Raw genomic sequence first — 16,822 nt, 5'->3', positions numbered from 1 at the left:
CAGATTTGCGGAACTAGGTCTTCGCCCCTGGTTCTCCTTCGGGTGGCCTGTTGGCTAGCAGAGGTGGTGCTGGTAGATTGAAGCTAATTCCGCGAATGTGACGACCGTCAGGATCTCTCTATCGTCGGAATGTGTCCTGGACCGTCTCTGCCCAAGGAGAAACAATGCCTGCTGCCGAAGAAACTTGCACGAGCGCGATATTGTCCGCTCTGGCCTCCGGGACTGTCCAAGTCCATGACCTGACTGCCCCGCTGTCGGACAGGACTCCAACCTTAGTACTGCCCGATCCGTTCTCGAACCTCATTGATTTCAGTCTCGAAGAGGTCTCGGCCTACAACGAGCCCGGACCATACTGGAAGCACCACAATATCCATACTGGTGAGCACATCGGAACGCATATAGATGCGCCGATCCACTGGATTTCGGGACGAGGGGGCAAGGACGTGTCGCAGATTGATCCGCAACGCCTGGTAGGTCCGGCCGTCGTGTTGGACTTCAGATCCTTAGCAGCAGATGATCCGGATGTTCTCATCGATGTGCACCATTTGGAAACGTGGCAATCGGAATATGGGCGGTTTCCTTCCAACGCGTGGCTGCTTTTCCGCACCGGATGGGAGCAATACGGTGATGACAAGACAGCTTTCCTGAATGTCGATGCCACCGGATCGCATACTCCCGGGTTTACTGCGGAGTGCGCCAGATACATCGCCGAGAAGCTGGACATTTCCGGCATCGGCGTGGAAACGGTGGGGATCGATTCCGGCAATGCCGGAGCACTGGAGCCGCCATTCCCCATGCATTACTTCCTGCTCGGTGCAGACAAATACGGGATCACCTCGCTGAAGAACTTGGACAAGCTGCCCGTGTTCGGAGCGATGCTAGTGGTTGCCCCTCTGCCCATAGTTGGCGGTACCGGCGCACCGACCCGGGTGCTGGCATTAGCGCCCCAAAACACCAAGAAAATGGAGGCACAATCGTGAACGTTGCTGAACTGGTCGGCAAGACGCTGGCAAACTTGGGCGTAGGGCACGCTTTCGGCGTGGTGGGAAGCGGGAACTTCGATGTCACGAATGCACTGATTGCCAACGGGGTGCCATATACCGCAGCGCGGCATGAGGGCGGCGCAGCAACGATGGCCGATGCCTACTCACGGACCAGCGGCCAGATCGGCGTGGTCTCGGTGCACCAGGGGTGCGGCCTGACCAACGCGGCCACCGGCATTGGAGAAGCCGCCAAGTCACGCACCCCGATGATCGTGCTGGCCGCCGAAGCCGCCCCGAGCGCCGTGTATTCGAACTTCGCCATGGACCAGGGCTCCTTCTCAACCTCCGTCTACGCCGTCTCCGAACGAATCCACAGCGCCCGCACGGCAGTGGCCGATACAGTTCGCGCCTACCGCAGAGCAGTGAACGACCGGCGGACGGTTGTACTGAACCTGCCATTGAACATCCAAGGGCTCGAAGCTCCGGAATCCCCGGTGGCAGCCGAGGTGGTTCCGGCGGAGCCGGTCCGCCCCTCGCGTGCCGCGGTGCGAGCGCTGGCGGTACTCATCGAAAATGCCCGGCGCCCGGTGTTCGTCGCAGGGCGCGGCGGACGCGGGGCCAAGGCCGAAATCCTGGCGCTGGCCCGGCACAGCGGGGCGCTGGTGGCGACCTCGGCGGTGGCCAAGGGCCTGTTCAACGACGAGGAATTCAGTCTCGGGATCTCCGGCGGGTTCTCGTCGCCGCTGGCCGCCGAATTGATTGCTGGAGCAGATCTGATTGTGGGCTTTGGCTGCGCGCTGAACATGTGGACCATGCGCCACGGTCGGCTCATTTCCGAGGGCACCAAGGTAGTGCAGGTGGACCTGGAAGAATCCGCCCTGGGGGCGAACCGGCGCATCGACTTGGGCGTGATCGGCGACTCGGCGCAAAGCGCACGCGATGCGCTGGAATATCTGGAAGCGCAGAAGATGCCGGCGCGCGAAGGCTACCGCACCTCCGCGGTGAGCCAGCAGATCGCCGAGGGGGCCAACTGGAGTCAGGTAGCCTACCGGGACCTGTCCACAGACGACCGCATCGATCCGCGAACTCTGACCAAGTCGCTGGATGAGCTGCTGCCGGCCGAGCGCATCGTCAGCGTGGACTCGGGCAACTTCATGGGATACCCGAGCCAGTTTCTCGCCGTTCCAGACGAGCACGGTTTCTGCTTTACCCAGGCGTTCCAGGCGATCGGCCTGGGGCTCTACACGGCCATCGGAGCGGCTTTGGCGCAGCCCGGGCGCTTGCCGGTGCTCGGCACCGGAGACGGCGGATTCCACATGGCCATCGCCGAACTGGATACCGCGGTTCGGCTGAAGCTGCCAATGGTGTGCATCGTCTACAACGATGCCGCCTACGGGGCGGAGGTACATCATTTCGGCGATACGGGTACGGCACCGAATATGGACTCGGTGACCTTCCCTGACACCGATTTCGCAGCCATCGGCCGCGGTTTCGGAGCCGATGGCATCACGGTGCGCAAGCTGGAGGATCTTGACTCGGTAGCCAGCTGGCTCGGCTCAGAACCCACGGGGCCGTTGGTCATCGACGCGAAAATCGCTTCGGACGGCGGCGCCTGGTGGCTAGCGGAGGCCTTCAAGGGGCACTAGCCCAGCCCTGGAACCGCGATTGCTGGTGGGTGGCCCCGGTGCGGCGCATGGTGCGCTGCGCCGGGGCTCGCTTGCACCTTCAAGGCGTCGCTGATCTTTTCAGGCTCGCGCGGCTGGCTTGAGCCGCCAGTCTCCTCATTCCCGGTGCCTGGACCTGCCTGTGCCAGTTTCATGCGCTTGCGCATCAGGAAGTACAGGGCAGAGACGGTCAAGGCGAAGGGAATGCCGAACAGCAACGTCATGGAGAATTGCTCGGTGAACAAGGTCGTGACCAGCAACGCGGCCATCAGCTGCGCCCCGGCCGCGGATCCAGCGGGATAGTACGGCAGGCGGTATTTAAGCGGTGCTGCACTGCGCCGATGGGAACGGCGGAAGAACAAGTGCGTGATGAAGATCAGCATCCAGGCCATCATTGCGCCGAACATCGACAGCGCCATCATTATTGTGAAACCGGATTCTGGATTCGATGCGTAGATGATGGCGGCCACGGCGATTCCGCCAGCCGAGAGCAGCAGGGCGTTGACCGGCGCGCCGTTCTTCTTCAACTTACCCAAGCTGCTCGGAGCCTGCCCGCCGCGGGATAGAGAGAACATCATTCGCGTGGAGATGTACAGCTGCGAGTTCATGGCGGAGAGCGCGGCGATGATGACCACGAAATGGAGAGTGGAATCGGCAAACGGAATGCCGATCACCTGCATCACCGTGACGAACGGGCTGTCGCCTTCGAGGATCTCGCTGACCGGTGCGATGGCAAGGATCAGCGACAGGGTCAGGATGCAGAAGAGGAAGAGCCTGAACAAGGTCACCTTGAAGGCCTTCTTCGCTGCGACTTCGGGATCTTTTGCCTCACCGGCTGCGACGGCGATCATTTCGATGCTCAGGTAGGAGAAGATCGCCACGACAACGGCAAACCAGACACCTTGGGCCCCGCCCATGAAGAATCCGGATTCCGCGGTGTAGTTCTGGAATCCGAAATCATTGCCCCTCTGGCCGAAGACCAGATAGGCAGCAAGCAGGATGAACGCGGCAATAGCGAATTCCTTGGTGGCGGAGAACCAGTATTCCAGTGTTCCGAAGGCTTTGACATTGAACATATTCACCCCGATCAGCAAGGCCGATAGGCCGATGATCCACACCACTGCGGGCAAATCCGGGAACCACATTCGCATGCAGCCGCCCACCGCCGTGATTTCGGTGCCTACGGCCAGTACGAGGCAGGACCAGTACAGGTATTTGAGCAGGAACCCGGTGAATGGGTTGATGTAGTGCTCGGCGAAGGCGCCGAAGGAGCCGGTCGTCGGGTGCGCCAGGATCATCTCGGCCAACGCCCCCATGAGCAGCACGGCGATCTACCCGCCGATGGCGCCGCCAAGCGCAATCATGCTCAGCTGGCACGAAGTTAGCTCCTTCGACAGGCCGGCTTCTCGCTGTGCGATTTGATCCAGGGAAGATTTCATTGAATTATCCAAAGGTGGTTTGGTGGCCGATTTGGGATCCGAGCCGAGCCGCCAAGCGGTTCCCGTGCCCGGCAAAAAGCCGCAGGATCGGCAGCCCAAACTGGGCCGCCAATCCTGCGGCTGGCAGCAACAGCTAAGCGCTGGTTACCAAATTGGAGGTTTCGGATTTCCTGGCCGGAATCCAGCGCAGGTGCGTTTGTTCCTGCTCCTCGGCTTCCCGAACCAGCGAGAGCCGCGGGCGGACCGCGTCGGTGCGGGCGGCGGGCGGCTTGCGGCGTCCGGCCTTGAAAGGCAGCGGCCAGGTGGCGCCGTCACCGGTATAGTCCTGCTCGGCGGCTGCCTGCAAGGTCCACTGCGGGTTGTACAGGTGGGTGCGTCCCAGCGCCACCAGATCCGCGCGGCCTGCCAGCAGGATCGAGTTCACGTCGTCGTAGGAGGACACCGCACCCACCGCGATCACCGAGACCCCTGCCTCGGCGGCGACCTGGTTGCGGATCCTGTCGGCGAATGGCGTCTGGTAGCTGCGCCCGAAAGCCGGCTTCTCGTCCTTCACGATCTGCCCCGACGAGACATCGATGAACTGGGCGCCGTGGGCGATGAAGGCCCGGGCGATGTCCACGGCATCTTCTTCGGTATTCCCGCCTGGCGACCAGTCGGTAGCCGAGATGCGCACGCCGATGGTCTTGCTTGCCGGCCATGCTTCGCGGACCGCATCCAGGACCTCAAGCGGGTAGCGCAGCCGGTTCTCCAAGCCTCCGCCGTATTCGTCGGTGCGCTGATTGGACAGCGGCGAAAGGAAGGAAGAGAGCAAGTAGCCGTGGGCCATATGCACTTCCAGCACGTCGAATCCTGCCTCATCGGCGCGGCGTGCTGCGGCGGCGAACTGCTCGCGCACCTCGTCCATCTGCGCACGGTCCATTTCCACCGGCACATGGCAGCCTTCGCCATAGGGCAGTGCGCTGGGGGCGAGCACATCCCAGTTGCCTTCTTGCAGCGGCTGGTCGATGCCTTCCCACATCAGCTTCGTCGAGCCCTTGCGACCCGAGTGGCCGAGCTGGGCGCCGATCTTGGCGTTCGAATTTCCGTGCACGTAGTCGGTCACGCGCTTCCAGGCAGCCGCCTGCTCATCGGTGTACAGTCCGGTGCATCCCGGGGTGATGCGGCCGATATCGGAAACGCAGACCATTTCGGTCATCACCAGCCCGGCCCCGCCCATGGCCTTGGAGCCCAGATGGACCAGGTGGAAGTCCCCGGGCACCCCGTCGGTGGCCGAGTACATGTCCATGGACGAAACCACCACGCGATTGGCCAGATCGGTGTTGCCCAGCTTGTGCGGCTGGAACATCGCCGGCGCCACGGAAGGCGAACCGTTGAGCCGGGCGAAGTTCTCATCGACCTGCTGCGCGAATCCGGTATCGCGCAGCTTCAGGTTCTCGTAGGTGATGCGCCGGGAGCGGGTGAGCAAGTTGAAGCAGAACTGCACCGGGTCCTGGTCCTTGTACTGCCCGATGTTCTCGAACCATTCCAGCGAGGCCTGGGCCGCGCGCTGGGTGGATTGCACTACCGGGCGGCGCTCGGTCTCGTAGGCGGCCAGCGCCGAATCAACATCGGCATGCTCATGCAGGCAGGCAGCCAGGGCCAGAGCGTCCTCCATGGCCAGCTTGGTGCCCGAGCCGATGGAGAAGTGGGCGGTATGCGCCGCATCGCCCAGCAGGACGACGTTCCCATGGCGCCAGTTCTCGTTGCGCACCGTAGTGAAATTGATCCACTTGGAGTTGTTAGTCAGCACCTGGTATCCAGCCAGTTCCTCGGCGAAGATCCCGGCCACCTTGTCCACCGACTTCTGGTCACTCACGCCGGGGGCGAAGACCTCATTTTCGGTTTCGTCGAAGCCGGCCGCGCGCCAGACGTCCTCGTGCATTTCCACGATGAAAGTCGAACCCTCGTCCGAGTACGGGTAGCCATGGATCTGCATGGTTCCGGCATTGGTTTCCTTGACGAAGAACTTGAAGGCCTCGAAGACCTGGTCGGTGCCCAGCCACATGTACTTCGAGGTCCGCGGATCAAGGGAGGGCTTGAAGGAGTCCGCGTACTTGGTTCGCACCGCGGAGTTCAGCCCGTCAGCGGCCAGCACCAGGTCGTACTCGTCCGCCAGCTGCTCCACATCCGGGGCAACGGTGGAGAAGCGCACATCCACGCCCAGTTCGATGCAGCGGCGCTGCAGCAGCTGGAGCAGTTCCTTGCGGCTCATGGCCGCGAAGCCCTGACCGCCCACGGTGTGCATCTGGCCGCGGAAGTGGATGTCGATATCGCTCCAGCGGGCGAAGCGCCGGGACATGTATTCGGCCACCACCGGATCGGCGTTGCCGATGCCGCCCAAGGTCTCATCGGAGAACACCACGCCGAAGCCGAAGGTGTCCGATGCGGCATTGCGTTCCCACACGGTGACATCGTGGTTCTCATCCAGCTGCTTCATCAGAGCCGCGAAGTACAGGCCGCCAGGGCCGCCGCCGATAACTGCAATCTTCATGGTGTGTCCTTTCATCAGCCCCGGAGGGCGATTGGGCCGGGGCCCGAAAAATATCTGGGGAGTTTATGCGACCGGGGAGCCATTGAAGGCCTCGCGCAGCTTGAAGTGCTGCAGCTTGCCGCTGGGATTGCGCGGCAGCTCGGTGACAAAGCGGATTTCCCGCGGGTACTTGTACGGGGCAATCGTGGCTTTGACGAAGTCCTGCAATTCCTTGGTCTTCGCCTCATCGGCTTCGGCGCCTTCGACCAGAACCACGAACGCGCAGACGATTGATCCGCGGTTCGGATCCGGGCGGGCGACCACCGCGTTTTCCAGCACATCGGGATGCTGGTCCAGGGCTTGCTCGACTTCCGGGCCGCCGATGTTATATCCGGAAGAGACGATCATGTTGTCGCTGCGCGCCTGGTAGGTGAAGAAGCCGTCCTCGTCCCGGGAGAAGATGTCCCCGGTGATGTTCCAGCCGCTTTCGACGTAATTGCGCTGCCTCGGGTCATTGAGATAGCGGCAGCCGGTCGGTCCGATAACCGCCAGGCGCCCCGGCTCGTTGGCCGCGGCTTCGTTGCCCTCGGCATCCAGCACCGTGGCGCGGAAACCGGGAATGGCCTTGCCTGTGGTTCCCGGCTTGATGTCCTTGCCGGCGGCGGAGACGAACACGTGCAGCATTTCGGTGGAACCGATGCCGTTGACCAGTTCCAGCCCGGTTGCCTCCCTGACATGGTGCCAGGTGTCGGCAGGCAGGTGCTCGCCGGCGGAGACCGCCACGCGCAGGGGCCTGAGCAGGTCGGCCTTGCCGTTCTTCAAGATGGCCCGGTAGGCGGTGGGGGCGGTGAACAGGATGGTTGCCCCGGCCGCGTGGGACTGCTCGGCCAACTGCACCGGGGTGGCGCGTTCGGTCAGCAGCGAGCTGGCGCCGAAGCGGAAGGGGAAGACCACTAGCCCGCCCAGTCCGAAGGTGAAAGCCAGCGGCGGGGAACCGGCGAAGACATCGTCCTTGGTGGGTTCCAGGATGTAGCGGGCAAAGGTGTCCGCATTGGCCAGGATGTCCCGGTGGAAATGCATGGTGATCTTAGGGACGCCAGTGGTTCCCGAAGTCGGTCCCAGCAATGCCACATCATCTGCGGCTGTGGCCACCGCGGCGAATTCGCCGGATTTGCCTGCTGCCTGCTGGGCCAGGTCGTCGCGGGACGTGCCGCCGTAGCTGATCACAGGGTAGCTGCCGCCGCTGGCCTTGAGTGCGTCCTCGGCGAAGCGGTGGTCGGTGATTAGCGCCACCGGGCCGGTCAGCGTGGCCAGCTTGGAGATTTCCGCAGCGCGCAGGGCAGCCATCGTGGTGACCACAACACCGCCGGCCTTGATCACTCCGAGCCAGCAGGCCACCAGCCATGCGTTGTTCGGACCGCGCAGCATTACCCGGTTGCCCGGCACCAAGCCATAGTCCTCGACCAGCACCTGGGCTACCTGATTGGCCCGCTTGAGCAGCTGCCCGTAGCTCAGGCTGGTGCCATCGGGGGCCAGCAGCGCCGTGCGCTGGGCGCCGAACTTCTCGACGGACTGGTCGATCAGCACTTCGGCGGCATTGAGCCGGTCCGGGTACTGCAGCTCGGGCAAGGTGAATTCCAGCGTCGGCCACAATTCGGGGGATGGAAGATGGTCGCGGGTAAAGATATCGACATGTGCAGAAGGTGAAAGTTCCATAAGGCAACTCCGTTGGCAGGTTCGGTGGGAAGTCCTAGTTGGCGTTCCGCCCGGGGCGGATCATTCCTTCTTGGGCTACGGTGGCCAGCAGCTTGCCATCGCGGGCATAGAAGCGCCCGATGGCCAGTCCGCGGTTGTCCTGGCTCGAAATGGCTTCCTGAGCGTAAAGCACCCAGTCGTCCATGCGCCCCTCGCGATGGAACCACATGGAATGGTCCAAGCTGGCGGTCACCAGGCCCTCATCGCCCCAGCTCAGCCCGAGGCCGCGCATGATCGGCTCCAGGATGGTGTAATCGCAGACATAGGCCAAGGCTGCCTTCTGGATCACCGCATCATCGGGCAGCGGTGAGAAGGCTCGGATCCAGACCGCTTGGCTGCCGGTCTTTTCGCGCTCGCCGGGAAGGTAGATGGCTTCGGGAACATGGCGCATGTCGAAGCTGCGGCCGCCGGCCCAGTACTTGGCGGCGTCGCCCTCCACGCCTTGCAGGGCCTCGGCGGCGCTGGCCAGGGACTGCGGATCCAGGTCCAGCGAAGCGCCGGGGGCATCGAGCGCGAATTCGGCCCCGTCTTCGGGAACGTGGAAGGAGCCTAGCGCGCAGTAGACCGGCTTGCCGTTCTGGAAGGCGCGCACCTGGCGGGTGGAGTAGCCGCGGCCATCGCGCAGGTGCTCCACCTCGTAGCGGACCGGCTGGTGCATATCCACTGGCCGCAGGAAGTAGGAGTGCATGGAGTGCAGTTTGCGGTCGGTGCCTACCGACTTCATCAGTGACAGGGCGCCCTGGGCGACCATGTCGCCGCCGTAGGCCTTGGGCCAGGGCACGTACTGAGGGATGGCGGTGAACGCCTGGTCGAAGACCTCCGCAGCGCATTCGGCCAGGTTGATGGCGTCCAGGAAGACCTGGGCGGACAATGCTGTGGTGCTCATGCTCGGCGGTATCCTTCCAAGGTTTCGTCGGCGACATCGGGCAGGTTGACCACGATGTTCTCCGGGGTCCGGGCGGTGAGCCACACCAGTTCCTCGGTGACCGACATGTTGGCCTCGACATGGGGCATGAACGGTGGGACGAAGACCCAGTCGCCGGCCTTCATGTCGGCGTACTGCTCGTAGTTCTCGCCGAAGTAGATCCGGCCGTGGCCGCGCAGCACGTAGCCGCCGGTTTCCGCTTCACCATGGTGGTGGGGGAGGGAACGGTAGCCCGGGACATTGGAGACCTGGCCGAACCAGATCTTTGTGGCGGGCGTGTGCTGGATGCTGACGCCCGAGACGCGGATGCAGTCCCCGGACTGGGCGGTGTTGGTGTCCTCGGATCCTGCCCGGGTGACTACGGGGACAACCTGGCCATTTTCCGAGGCATAGATCGAATTGTCGCCTTCGGTGCGGTAGGTTATGGGTGCTTCGGTCATGGTGTGCTCCTTCAATTTCGGTAGAGGGATGTTGCTGATGGTCATTGGGACAGGGCCGGGCTGTTCACTCGGAGCCGGAACCTGTTGGAGAGGATGCCGATGCCAGGGATTTCGGTTTCGAGCCGGTCCCCGTCAGCGAGGAAGCGAGGCGGAACCATGCCCATTCCGACTCCGCCGGGGGTCCCGGTCAGCACGATGTCCCCGGCACGCAGCGTGGTGAATTCGGAAATGTAGCTGACCAGCCGCGCCGCGGAGAACACCAGCGTCGAGGTGTTGCCGCGTTGCACTTCCTCGCCGTTGATGCGGCAGATGACCTCCGCGCCGGCCACCGGGTCGATCTCATCTGCCGTGGCCAGCACGGGACCCAGGGGAGTGGTGCCGTCGAAGGCCTTGCCTTGGAACCACTGCAGGGTCCGGCGCTGCCAGTCGCGCATCGAGACGTCGTTGGCTACCGTGTATCCGGCAATGGCGGCCTGGGCTTCTTCCAAGGACGCTGAGCATGCATCTGAACCAAGCACTACTGCCAATTCAGCTTCCCAGTCGACATTGGCGGAGGAAGCGCTGGAAATCTCGGCGTCGGGATCTGCCAGGGTGTCGGCGAACTTTGCGAACAATGTGGGATATTCGGGCAGTTCCCTTCCCATTTCCAGGATGTGGTCGCTGTAGTTCAGCCCGCAGCAGATCACCTTGGCGGGCGCTGGCAGCGGATTAAGCTGCCGGGCCTGCTCCGCGGGGATAAGATCGCCTGCGGTACTGGATTCCAGGGCTTCGGAGGCGATTGCTTTCCAGTCCTGGTGCTTGAGGAACTCGCTGAGATCGCCAGCTGGCAGGGGCAGATATCCCTGATCGGTCTGGATTGCCGCCAGGCTCTTCCCGCCGGCGTGGATCGTTGCGAGTTTCATGTGTGGATTCCCTTTGTCAGTTGGGTGAAAAGCTATGTGTCGACTTTTTTACCGCCGTCACGTAAGCTCAATGTAGCACGCATCACAAAGATGGCGCTAGAGCCAATTGGGGCAAATTTCATGCACCCGGTACAAGGAGTAGGAAATGACTGAAACCAAGTTGCACCGCAACGAGACAATCAACCCCGCATCCATGGCGAAGCCCTCTGGCTATGCCCACGGAGTCAAGGCGGGGGATACGGTCTACCTCGGCGGGCAAACCGCTCTGGACAAGGATATGAAGATCGTGCCCGGCGGCATCGTGGAACAGTTCAAGCAGGCATTCTCCAACGTGCTGACCACCTTGGTTGAAGCCGGGGGCCGCCCCGAGGACCTGACCAGCGTGACCATTTACTTGACCGATGTGGATGATTACATGGCCCATGGCAGGGAAATCGGGCGCCTTTGGCGCGAGATGGCCGGTTCGGAATATCCTGCGATGGCAGGGATCGGGGTAAGCCGGCTTTGGCAGCAGGAAGCCTTGATTGAAATCCAGGGCGTGGCTGTCATCCAGGACTGCAACTAGTCCCTGGATGCGGAACAGGGCTGCGAAACCAATTGGTTTCGCAGCCCTGTTCCTATCGGTCGAGGCGCAAAGATCAGCGTTGCTCGCCGATCACCCGCTGTACATGGCGCGAAGCCAGTGGCGACAGCAGCGTATGCAGGTCCTTGAACAGCGCTTCAGCCTTCAACGCGTTCCAATCCTCCGGGAGCAGCTCGGCCGGCAACCCGGGATCGGAATAGGGGAATCGGCGCCACTGGGTAAGCAGGACCAGATGGTCCGCGAAGCCCTGGGCATCGATCTCAGGGCTGTGCTGCGTGCCGGCGCGTTCCTTCCAGAATTCCAACCGTCCCTGGTTCTCCTTCAGGAATTCGGAGTACATAGCTTCCAGGGTCCCTAAATCCCACCAGGAATCCAGGTTCTCGCGCAGCTGCGCGCCGCCGATGTGCTCGGCCAGGAAGAACTCGAAGTACTTGTCCAGGCCGTGCCGGGCGAAGTAGGCCAAGGCAGGATCCTTGGCATGTTCCGGTGCAATCCAGAGCCCGGGGACCACCGAACCGAAACCCATGCGCACCAGGGAGGAACGGATCTTGTGCCGGATGTTGCGCTGGGTTTCGGGGACCGTGAAGGTTGCCAGCAGCCAGCGGTCTTCGGCCGTTGCGCGGCGTGGATGGAAAATCCGCTCGTCGCCTTCGCCAAAGGTGGTCAGCACCGATTCGGACAACGAGTATCCGTTGCGACCGCGGACTTGCACGCTGTCGATGATGCCGCGCTTCTTCAATCGGGAAATCGAGGAACGAGTGCCTGCAGGCTCGACTCCCACGTCCTGCATCAGGGATATGATTGCCGCCACCTGCAAGGCGCCGCCGTGCTGGCGGGCATGCATGCCGAAAAGCGAAACGATCAGCTGGTGGTGGCGGGGCATGGAGAGCTCTGCTGCACCGACGTGTGGTTTTGCCTGTGCTGTCATGGAACAATCTCCGTTCGCTGCTGGTGTTTCAATTCTAGAGCTAACCTTCGGTGGAAGGTCCCGGCGGCAGTCTGCTACCCCAGGTGCTTGTCGTAGAACTCGCGCAGCTGGACGCTCTTCTGCTTGGCGATATCATCCCATTCGTCGATCGACGCCGAATCATCCGCGTAATCGGAAGGGATCTTGAAGATCTGCAGCGGCACGTTGAAGCGTTGGCAGATGCTTGCGTAGGCGTAGCCTTCCATATCGACCAACGAAGCGCCCAAGGACTTGATGTGGATACGCTGCTCATCATTCGAGACGAACACGTCGCCGGTAGCCATGGTGACCTGGAAATCAGGAAGCAGGATGGCGCCGGTAGGGTCCACATCTGCCGATGGCAGCGGGAAATCATGCTGGATCAGTTTGGTGATCTGGTAAATAGTGTCCAAGCTCGGGCGGTCTTCACCGGCATGGCCAACAACTCCAGCGGTGCCAAGCACGACGACGTTTTTGATGTTGCCTTCAGCAAGCGCGCCAGCCAAGGCTACCGACGCGTTGACCTTGCCAACACCAGAAATCAGGTGCTCGACATCTGCAAAGGCTAGGGCTTCGTCTGCATGCGCAAAGACGAGCAAGGACTTCTGGTCCGACATGAACTTCCCCTCTAAAGAAATCAGTTCGGGAATTGCTGCCCCGAACGTCCTAAGAAGTCTATCGGTTACCTCCTTCGATAAGCTCTCGATTCGCCAGACGGTGAGCAGATAGACTTTGCATATGAGTGATATTGAACTTGCTGAAGTTGAAAGCTTTGCACTGGACCACACCAAGGTCAAGGCGCCGTATGTGCGCAAAATCGGGGTGGAGCACGGTCCCAAGGGAGACGCCATCTCCAACTACGACATCCGTTTAGTGCAGCCGAACCACGGTGAGATTCCAACGGCAGGTTTGCACACCATCGAGCACACCATGGCTGGTCTGCTGCGTACCCGCATCGATGGCCTGATCGATTTCTCCCCATTTGGCTGCCGCACCGGCTTCCATATGATCTTGTGGGGCGAGCCGACACCGGAGGTCGTCGCCGCTGCGATCAAGAGCTCGCTGGAAGATATCGCGGAGAAGGTTACCTGGGAAGATGTTCCAGGAACCGAAGCCGTAAGCTGTGGCAACTACCGCGACCATTCCCTGCACTCTGCTCGCGAGTGGGCCAAGGTCGTCCTGGAGCAGGGCATCAGCCTTGATGCGTTCGATCGTTCCAAGCTTGCCTGAGCAATAGCTTGAGATCTGGAAATCCCGTGTGTTCCGTTTGGAACGTGCGGGATTTTCTTGCTTTGTTGTCCCTTCGCCGAAAGGAAATGATGGCCGCCGATTCGCCAACTTGCAGGATCCCGTCGGTAGCATGGAGACTATGCGCAGAGTTCACTTCTTAGCTGCAGCACTGCGCGCCGTGGCATTAGCTATCAGCGGATGCGAGAATTTCGATGCGGCTAGGACATCTAATATCGGCGAGGAATGCCAGTCGGCAATTCAAAAGCAGAACGAAGCCTGGTCTGATCATGAAACGCCGCAAATTAAGATTAGCGAAGCAGAGAAAATGGCGCTCAATGCTTGCAAGAACCTCGATGAGTGGAGCACTGCCGTCTCCTATAATCCCGGATCAATGGGATATCCGGAATTGAGCACAGAAAATGCAGCGAACACTGTTTATCTAGCCTGCGCTTCAAGTGACCCAGGACGGCAGACCCCAGTGTGCGCTGACGCCGAGAAACGCGGATATCTCGACGCAACTTAGCCCACCAACCGAGCTAGTGAGTATTGCCGCAGTCGCGGTCCGATCGCGTAATTTCCCAGAATGTGATGGCTCCGTCACCACTGAGCTATTGCTTTCAAACCGCGGTTCTATGGGAGAATGAAAGACAGTGTACTTAGCTTGAAATGGCTATTCTCGACGACTTAAGGACGTATATTCGTGGCCATGATTCCATTGCCGTTGCATTCGGTGGAGACCACGCAGTTTTCTCCGATTGACCCGGCGGACCCGACGTTGGTCCACCGAGGCGAAGGCGGCTCTGAAGTCCGGCGCAGCATCCTGCCCGGTGGCGTACGAGTCCTGACAGAAGCGATGCCCGGACAGCGGTCCACCACAGTGGGCTTCTGGGTACCGGTCGGTTCCCGCGACGAGGAATCAGGGCACTTCGGCTCCACGCACTTCCTGGAGCACCTGCTGTTCAAGGGCACTGCCAAGCGCACTGCCTTGGAAATCGCCCAGTCCTTCGATGCCGTGGGCGGCGAATCAAACGCAGCCACCGCCAAGGAATCGACCTGCTATTACGCCCGCGTCCTGGACACGGAGCTGCCAATGGCCCTTGAGGTCATCGCCGACATGGTTACCTCTGCAGTTATCGACCCGCAGGAATTGGAACAGGAACGCGGGGTGATCATCGAAGAGCTGGCCATGGATGCAGATGACGCGATGGATGTCGCCCACGAGCGGTTCGTTGCCAATGTCTTGGGCGATCACCCATTGGGACGTCCCATTGGAGGAACTCCTGAAGAGATCATGGAGATCTCCCGCGAGGCAGTCATGGAGCACTATCGTGCGCACTACCGCCCAAGCGAGTTGATTGTTACTGCCGCCGGATCCCTGGAGCACGACAAGCTGTGCGAGCTGCTTCTCAAGGCGCTGACCGAAGCAGGCTGGGAACTGGACCCGATGGCTGTGCCAGAACCACGCCGCATGGGTGAACCAGCGCAGATCACTTCGAAGGCCGGGCTGGAAGTAATCAACCGTCCGGGCGAGCAAGCCAACATCATCATGGGATGCTCCGGCATCACCGGACATGATGACCGCCGTCAGGTTCTCGCAGTGCTGAACGCTGTTCTCGGCGGCGGCATGAGCTCAAGGTTGTTCCAGGAAATTCGCGAGAAGCGTGGACTGGTGTACTCGACCTACTCCTTCTCCGCCGCCTACACCGATGCCGGCTACTTTGGCATGTACGCGGGCTGCGCCCCGGCTAAGGCTGCTCAGGTTATCGGGCTGCTGGGGGCCGAGCTTGATCGGTTGGCCAAGGACGGCATCACCGAAACTGAATTGGCGCAGGCCAAGGGCCAGCTATCTGGTGGAACGGTGCTGGCACTGGAGGATCCAGGAAGCCGCATGTCCCGTTTGGGCCGGGCAGAAATGATTACCGGAGAATTCCAGGACATCGACGAAGCACTGTCTCGCGTCAATGCCGTCACGGCCCAGGAAGTTCAGGATCTGGCCCAGGAACTGGCCTCCAAGGATCGAGTGATCACCGTGGTGGGACCGTTTGAAAGTGAAGCCGACTTAGGCCTCTAGAGCTGGATGCCGTGCCCCTGGAATCGAATCCGAGGATTTCGATTCTAGGGGCATCGCCGTTTTCTCTGGGTCATGCCGCGGCATCTACTAGCGCTGCAAGCTCGGGCGCATGAGAGAAATTGAAGCCATGCGCACCATGACGCATGACGGTGAGCTTGGCTTGCGGTGTTCTTGCGACCAGGCGAAGACCGAACTCGGGTGGAGACAGCGGATCCCGGGTGCCGCACACGACATCAATCGGGCACTGGACCGTACGGAGCAAATCAACGGTGGAGTAGTCCAGCATCTGGGCGCAGCTTTTGGCCCACCACGGGATGCCGCAGCGCAGGTAATCCACCAGCAAAATCGCCTTCACCGAGTTCAACTCGTGCGGGAAATCTTCAAAGAGCCGACGTGCCTGCCTGAAGAGCGTCGCTTCACGGTCGTTGACCGCAGGAGCCGCAATGACCAGGTGCTTGACCAGATCCGGCCACGCGCGAGCTAGCTCAATGGAAACCTGCGCGCCCATGGAATGCCCGAGGACGATAGCATTCTCGACCTTCAGCTCGCGCAACGCCAATGCTACTTCGTGCGCGAAACGCGGTACGGTCACCGGGCGGCCATCATCCAGATTCTTGCCGTGGCCTGGAAGCTCGGGAACGATCACTCGATACTTCTTAGCCAAGATGTTGGCCAGCGGAGTGAAATAGCGGCTGGATGCTCCGAGCCCGTGAATCAGCACCACGTCGGGGCCATGGCCCGCGACACGAACCGAAAGCCTGGTCCTGAGGGATTCGGGCAATTGCCCAAAGTAATCGTGGCGCACGCCAGCCTTTCATCGTGCGAAAAGTGCGCACACACTATCGGTAGGGAAAATCGGCACGCTCACCTGAAATGGCGAGACAGGCAAAAAGGAATTAACCGCCCGCCCCGGTCGAATGCTGGGTAATAGCGGAACGAAGGTCTTCCGGGAAGAGCTCCTGCACGCCTTCCTCGTATTTGGAACCGTCATCTGGACGGCGCAGTTCCTGCCCGTCAATGCGGAATGGGAAGGCATCCGCCTGGGCAGCGGTGTCCGCCGAGTCCTGGCTATCGGGTGCGCAAGTAGCCCAGCCGTAGGTCGTGGAGTCCTCGATACGGAAAACCTCAACCTGGCAAGTCGGCGAATCGATGACCGTTCCCTGTTCTTGGACGACATCAGTAATAGTTGCTCGCTCGTCATCGGACAGGGTGATCGGTTCATCGCCTGAACCGCAGGAAGTGATTGCAAAGGTCGCGACAAGCGTTGCGCCGATGCCGAAACCAAAGCGCTTAATTTTCTGACCCATGGCCCTGCTTACTACTTGGAGACTCCTGACACATATTTTTCCCCTATTTGCTAGGCAAAACAAGTTGG

Annotated in this window: 16 protein-coding genes; 6 read left to right on the top strand and 10 right to left on the bottom strand. The window is 61.2% G+C overall.

Annotated elements, in window-relative coordinates:
- Positions 1-164: 164 nt before the first annotated feature.
- Positions 165-980: a cyclase family protein gene (locus AC1Z36_RS15310; RefSeq protein WP_105658204.1), complete on the top strand. Its 816-nt coding sequence runs from the start codon at positions 165-167 to the stop codon at positions 978-980.
- Positions 977-2,629: a thiamine pyrophosphate-binding protein gene (locus tag AC1Z36_RS15305; RefSeq protein ID WP_332489232.1), complete on the top strand. Its 1,653-nt coding sequence runs from the start codon at positions 977-979 to the stop codon at positions 2,627-2,629. The genes AC1Z36_RS15310 and AC1Z36_RS15305 overlap by 4 nt, the downstream gene beginning before the upstream one ends.
- Here AC1Z36_RS15305 and AC1Z36_RS15300 read toward each other — a convergent pair.
- From AC1Z36_RS15300 to AC1Z36_RS15275, 6 genes are all read right to left on the bottom strand, one after another.
- Positions 2,626-3,963 carry an amino acid permease gene (locus AC1Z36_RS15300; protein ID WP_483561972.1) on the bottom strand — a complete coding sequence of 446 codons (1,338 nt, stop codon included), beginning with the start codon at positions 3,961-3,963 and terminating at the stop codon, positions 2,626-2,628. The genes AC1Z36_RS15305 and AC1Z36_RS15300 overlap by 4 nt on opposite strands.
- A 256-nt stretch (positions 3,964-4,219) precedes the next feature.
- Positions 4,220-6,616 (bottom strand): bifunctional salicylyl-CoA 5-hydroxylase/oxidoreductase, encoded by a 2,397-nt coding sequence (locus tag AC1Z36_RS15295; RefSeq protein WP_483561448.1) that lies wholly within the window; start codon positions 6,614-6,616, stop codon positions 4,220-4,222.
- Positions 6,617-6,679: 63 nt separating this feature from the next.
- Positions 6,680-8,311 carry an AMP-binding protein gene (locus tag AC1Z36_RS15290; protein WP_483561447.1) on the bottom strand — a complete coding sequence of 544 codons (1,632 nt, stop codon included), beginning with the start codon at positions 8,309-8,311 and terminating at the stop codon, positions 6,680-6,682.
- Between the two features lie 34 nt (positions 8,312-8,345).
- The gene (locus AC1Z36_RS15285; RefSeq protein ID WP_483561446.1) at positions 8,346-9,236 is read right to left on the bottom strand and encodes an acyl-CoA thioesterase; all 891 of its coding nucleotides are present in this window, start codon (positions 9,234-9,236) and stop codon (positions 8,346-8,348) included.
- Positions 9,233-9,715 carry a cupin domain-containing protein gene (locus AC1Z36_RS15280; RefSeq protein ID WP_483561445.1) on the bottom strand — a complete coding sequence of 161 codons (483 nt, stop codon included), beginning with the start codon at positions 9,713-9,715 and terminating at the stop codon, positions 9,233-9,235. The genes AC1Z36_RS15285 and AC1Z36_RS15280 overlap by 4 nt, the downstream gene beginning before the upstream one ends.
- A gap of 41 nt (positions 9,716-9,756) precedes the next feature.
- Positions 9,757-10,617 carry a fumarylacetoacetate hydrolase family protein gene (locus tag AC1Z36_RS15275; protein WP_483561444.1) on the bottom strand — a complete coding sequence of 287 codons (861 nt, stop codon included), beginning with the start codon at positions 10,615-10,617 and terminating at the stop codon, positions 9,757-9,759.
- Positions 10,618-10,762: 145 nt separating this feature from the next.
- On the opposite strand from AC1Z36_RS15275, the gene AC1Z36_RS15270 reads away from it, so the two are divergent.
- Positions 10,763-11,182 carry a RidA family protein gene (locus AC1Z36_RS15270; protein ID WP_483561443.1) on the top strand — a complete coding sequence of 140 codons (420 nt, stop codon included), beginning with the start codon at positions 10,763-10,765 and terminating at the stop codon, positions 11,180-11,182.
- 73 nt (positions 11,183-11,255) lie between these two features.
- Here the strand turns inward: AC1Z36_RS15270 and AC1Z36_RS15265 are convergent, their stop codons facing one another.
- Both AC1Z36_RS15265 and AC1Z36_RS15260 read right to left on the bottom strand, forming a co-directional pair.
- Entirely contained in the window at positions 11,256-12,128 is an 873-nt protein-coding gene (locus AC1Z36_RS15265; protein WP_483561442.1) for a PaaX family transcriptional regulator, read from the bottom strand.
- A gap of 74 nt (positions 12,129-12,202) precedes the next feature.
- The gene (locus AC1Z36_RS15260) at positions 12,203-12,763 is read right to left on the bottom strand and encodes a phosphorylase family protein (protein WP_483561441.1); all 561 of its coding nucleotides are present in this window, start codon (positions 12,761-12,763) and stop codon (positions 12,203-12,205) included.
- A 121-nt stretch (positions 12,764-12,884) separates the two neighbouring features.
- Between AC1Z36_RS15260 and AC1Z36_RS15255 the strand changes: the two genes are divergently transcribed.
- The 3 genes from AC1Z36_RS15255 (at position 12,885) to AC1Z36_RS15245 (ending at position 15,447) form a co-directional block, all read left to right on the top strand.
- Entirely contained in the window at positions 12,885-13,376 is a 492-nt protein-coding gene (locus AC1Z36_RS15255) for an S-ribosylhomocysteine lyase (RefSeq protein WP_105661860.1), read from the top strand.
- A 28-nt stretch (positions 13,377-13,404) separates the two neighbouring features.
- A complete protein-coding gene (locus tag AC1Z36_RS15250) occupies positions 13,405-13,899 on the top strand; it encodes a hypothetical protein (RefSeq protein WP_146112930.1) in 495 nt (164 codons plus the stop codon).
- Positions 13,900-14,076: 177 nt separating this feature from the next.
- Positions 14,077-15,447 (top strand): M16 family metallopeptidase, encoded by a 1,371-nt coding sequence (locus AC1Z36_RS15245; protein ID WP_332487865.1) that lies wholly within the window; start codon positions 14,077-14,079, stop codon positions 15,445-15,447.
- Between the two features lie 70 nt (positions 15,448-15,517).
- On the opposite strand, the gene AC1Z36_RS15240 is transcribed toward AC1Z36_RS15245, so the two are convergent.
- Together AC1Z36_RS15240 and AC1Z36_RS15235 are read right to left on the bottom strand one after the other, a co-directional pair.
- Positions 15,518-16,228 (bottom strand): alpha/beta fold hydrolase, encoded by a 711-nt coding sequence (locus AC1Z36_RS15240; RefSeq protein ID WP_181148897.1) that lies wholly within the window; start codon positions 16,226-16,228, stop codon positions 15,518-15,520.
- A gap of 115 nt (positions 16,229-16,343) precedes the next feature.
- Complete coding sequence (locus AC1Z36_RS15235) at positions 16,344-16,754, bottom strand: hypothetical protein (RefSeq protein ID WP_105658192.1); 411 nt, start codon at positions 16,752-16,754, stop codon at positions 16,344-16,346.
- Positions 16,755-16,822: the final 68 nt, after the last annotated feature.

The sequence above is a fragment of the Glutamicibacter sp. BS14 genome, from assembly GCF_056934375.1.
Note: the sequence above shows the minus strand (reverse complement) of the source record. Positions and strands in the feature narration are given on the sequence as shown.

What these genes read in the sequence shown, in the direction of transcription:
- AC1Z36_RS15310 (WP_105658204.1), top strand. Translation starts at nt 165, where the DNA reads ATGCCTGCTGCCGAAGAAACTTGCACGAGCGCGATATTGTCCGCTCTG.
- AC1Z36_RS15300 (WP_483561972.1), bottom strand. Translation starts at nt 3,963, where the DNA reads ATGGGGGCGTTGGCCGAGATGATCCTGGCGCACCCGACGACCGGCTCC.
- AC1Z36_RS15295 (WP_483561448.1), bottom strand. Translation starts at nt 6,616, where the DNA reads ATGAAGATTGCAGTTATCGGCGGCGGCCCTGGCGGCCTGTACTTCGCG.
- AC1Z36_RS15290 (WP_483561447.1), bottom strand. Translation starts at nt 8,311, where the DNA reads ATGGAACTTTCACCTTCTGCACATGTCGATATCTTTACCCGCGACCAT.
- AC1Z36_RS15285 (WP_483561446.1), bottom strand. Translation starts at nt 9,236, where the DNA reads ATGAGCACCACAGCATTGTCCGCCCAGGTCTTCCTGGACGCCATCAAC.
- AC1Z36_RS15280 (WP_483561445.1), bottom strand. Translation starts at nt 9,715, where the DNA reads ATGACCGAAGCACCCATAACCTACCGCACCGAAGGCGACAATTCGATC.
- AC1Z36_RS15275 (WP_483561444.1), bottom strand. Translation starts at nt 10,617, where the DNA reads ATGAAACTCGCAACGATCCACGCCGGCGGGAAGAGCCTGGCGGCAATC.
- AC1Z36_RS15270 (WP_483561443.1), top strand. Translation starts at nt 10,763, where the DNA reads ATGACTGAAACCAAGTTGCACCGCAACGAGACAATCAACCCCGCATCC.
- AC1Z36_RS15265 (WP_483561442.1), bottom strand. Translation starts at nt 12,128, where the DNA reads ATGACAGCACAGGCAAAACCACACGTCGGTGCAGCAGAGCTCTCCATG.
- AC1Z36_RS15260 (WP_483561441.1), bottom strand. Translation starts at nt 12,763, where the DNA reads ATGTCGGACCAGAAGTCCTTGCTCGTCTTTGCGCATGCAGACGAAGCC.
- AC1Z36_RS15255 (WP_105661860.1), top strand. Translation starts at nt 12,885, where the DNA reads ATGAGTGATATTGAACTTGCTGAAGTTGAAAGCTTTGCACTGGACCAC.
- AC1Z36_RS15235 (WP_105658192.1), bottom strand. Translation starts at nt 16,754, where the DNA reads ATGGGTCAGAAAATTAAGCGCTTTGGTTTCGGCATCGGCGCAACGCTT.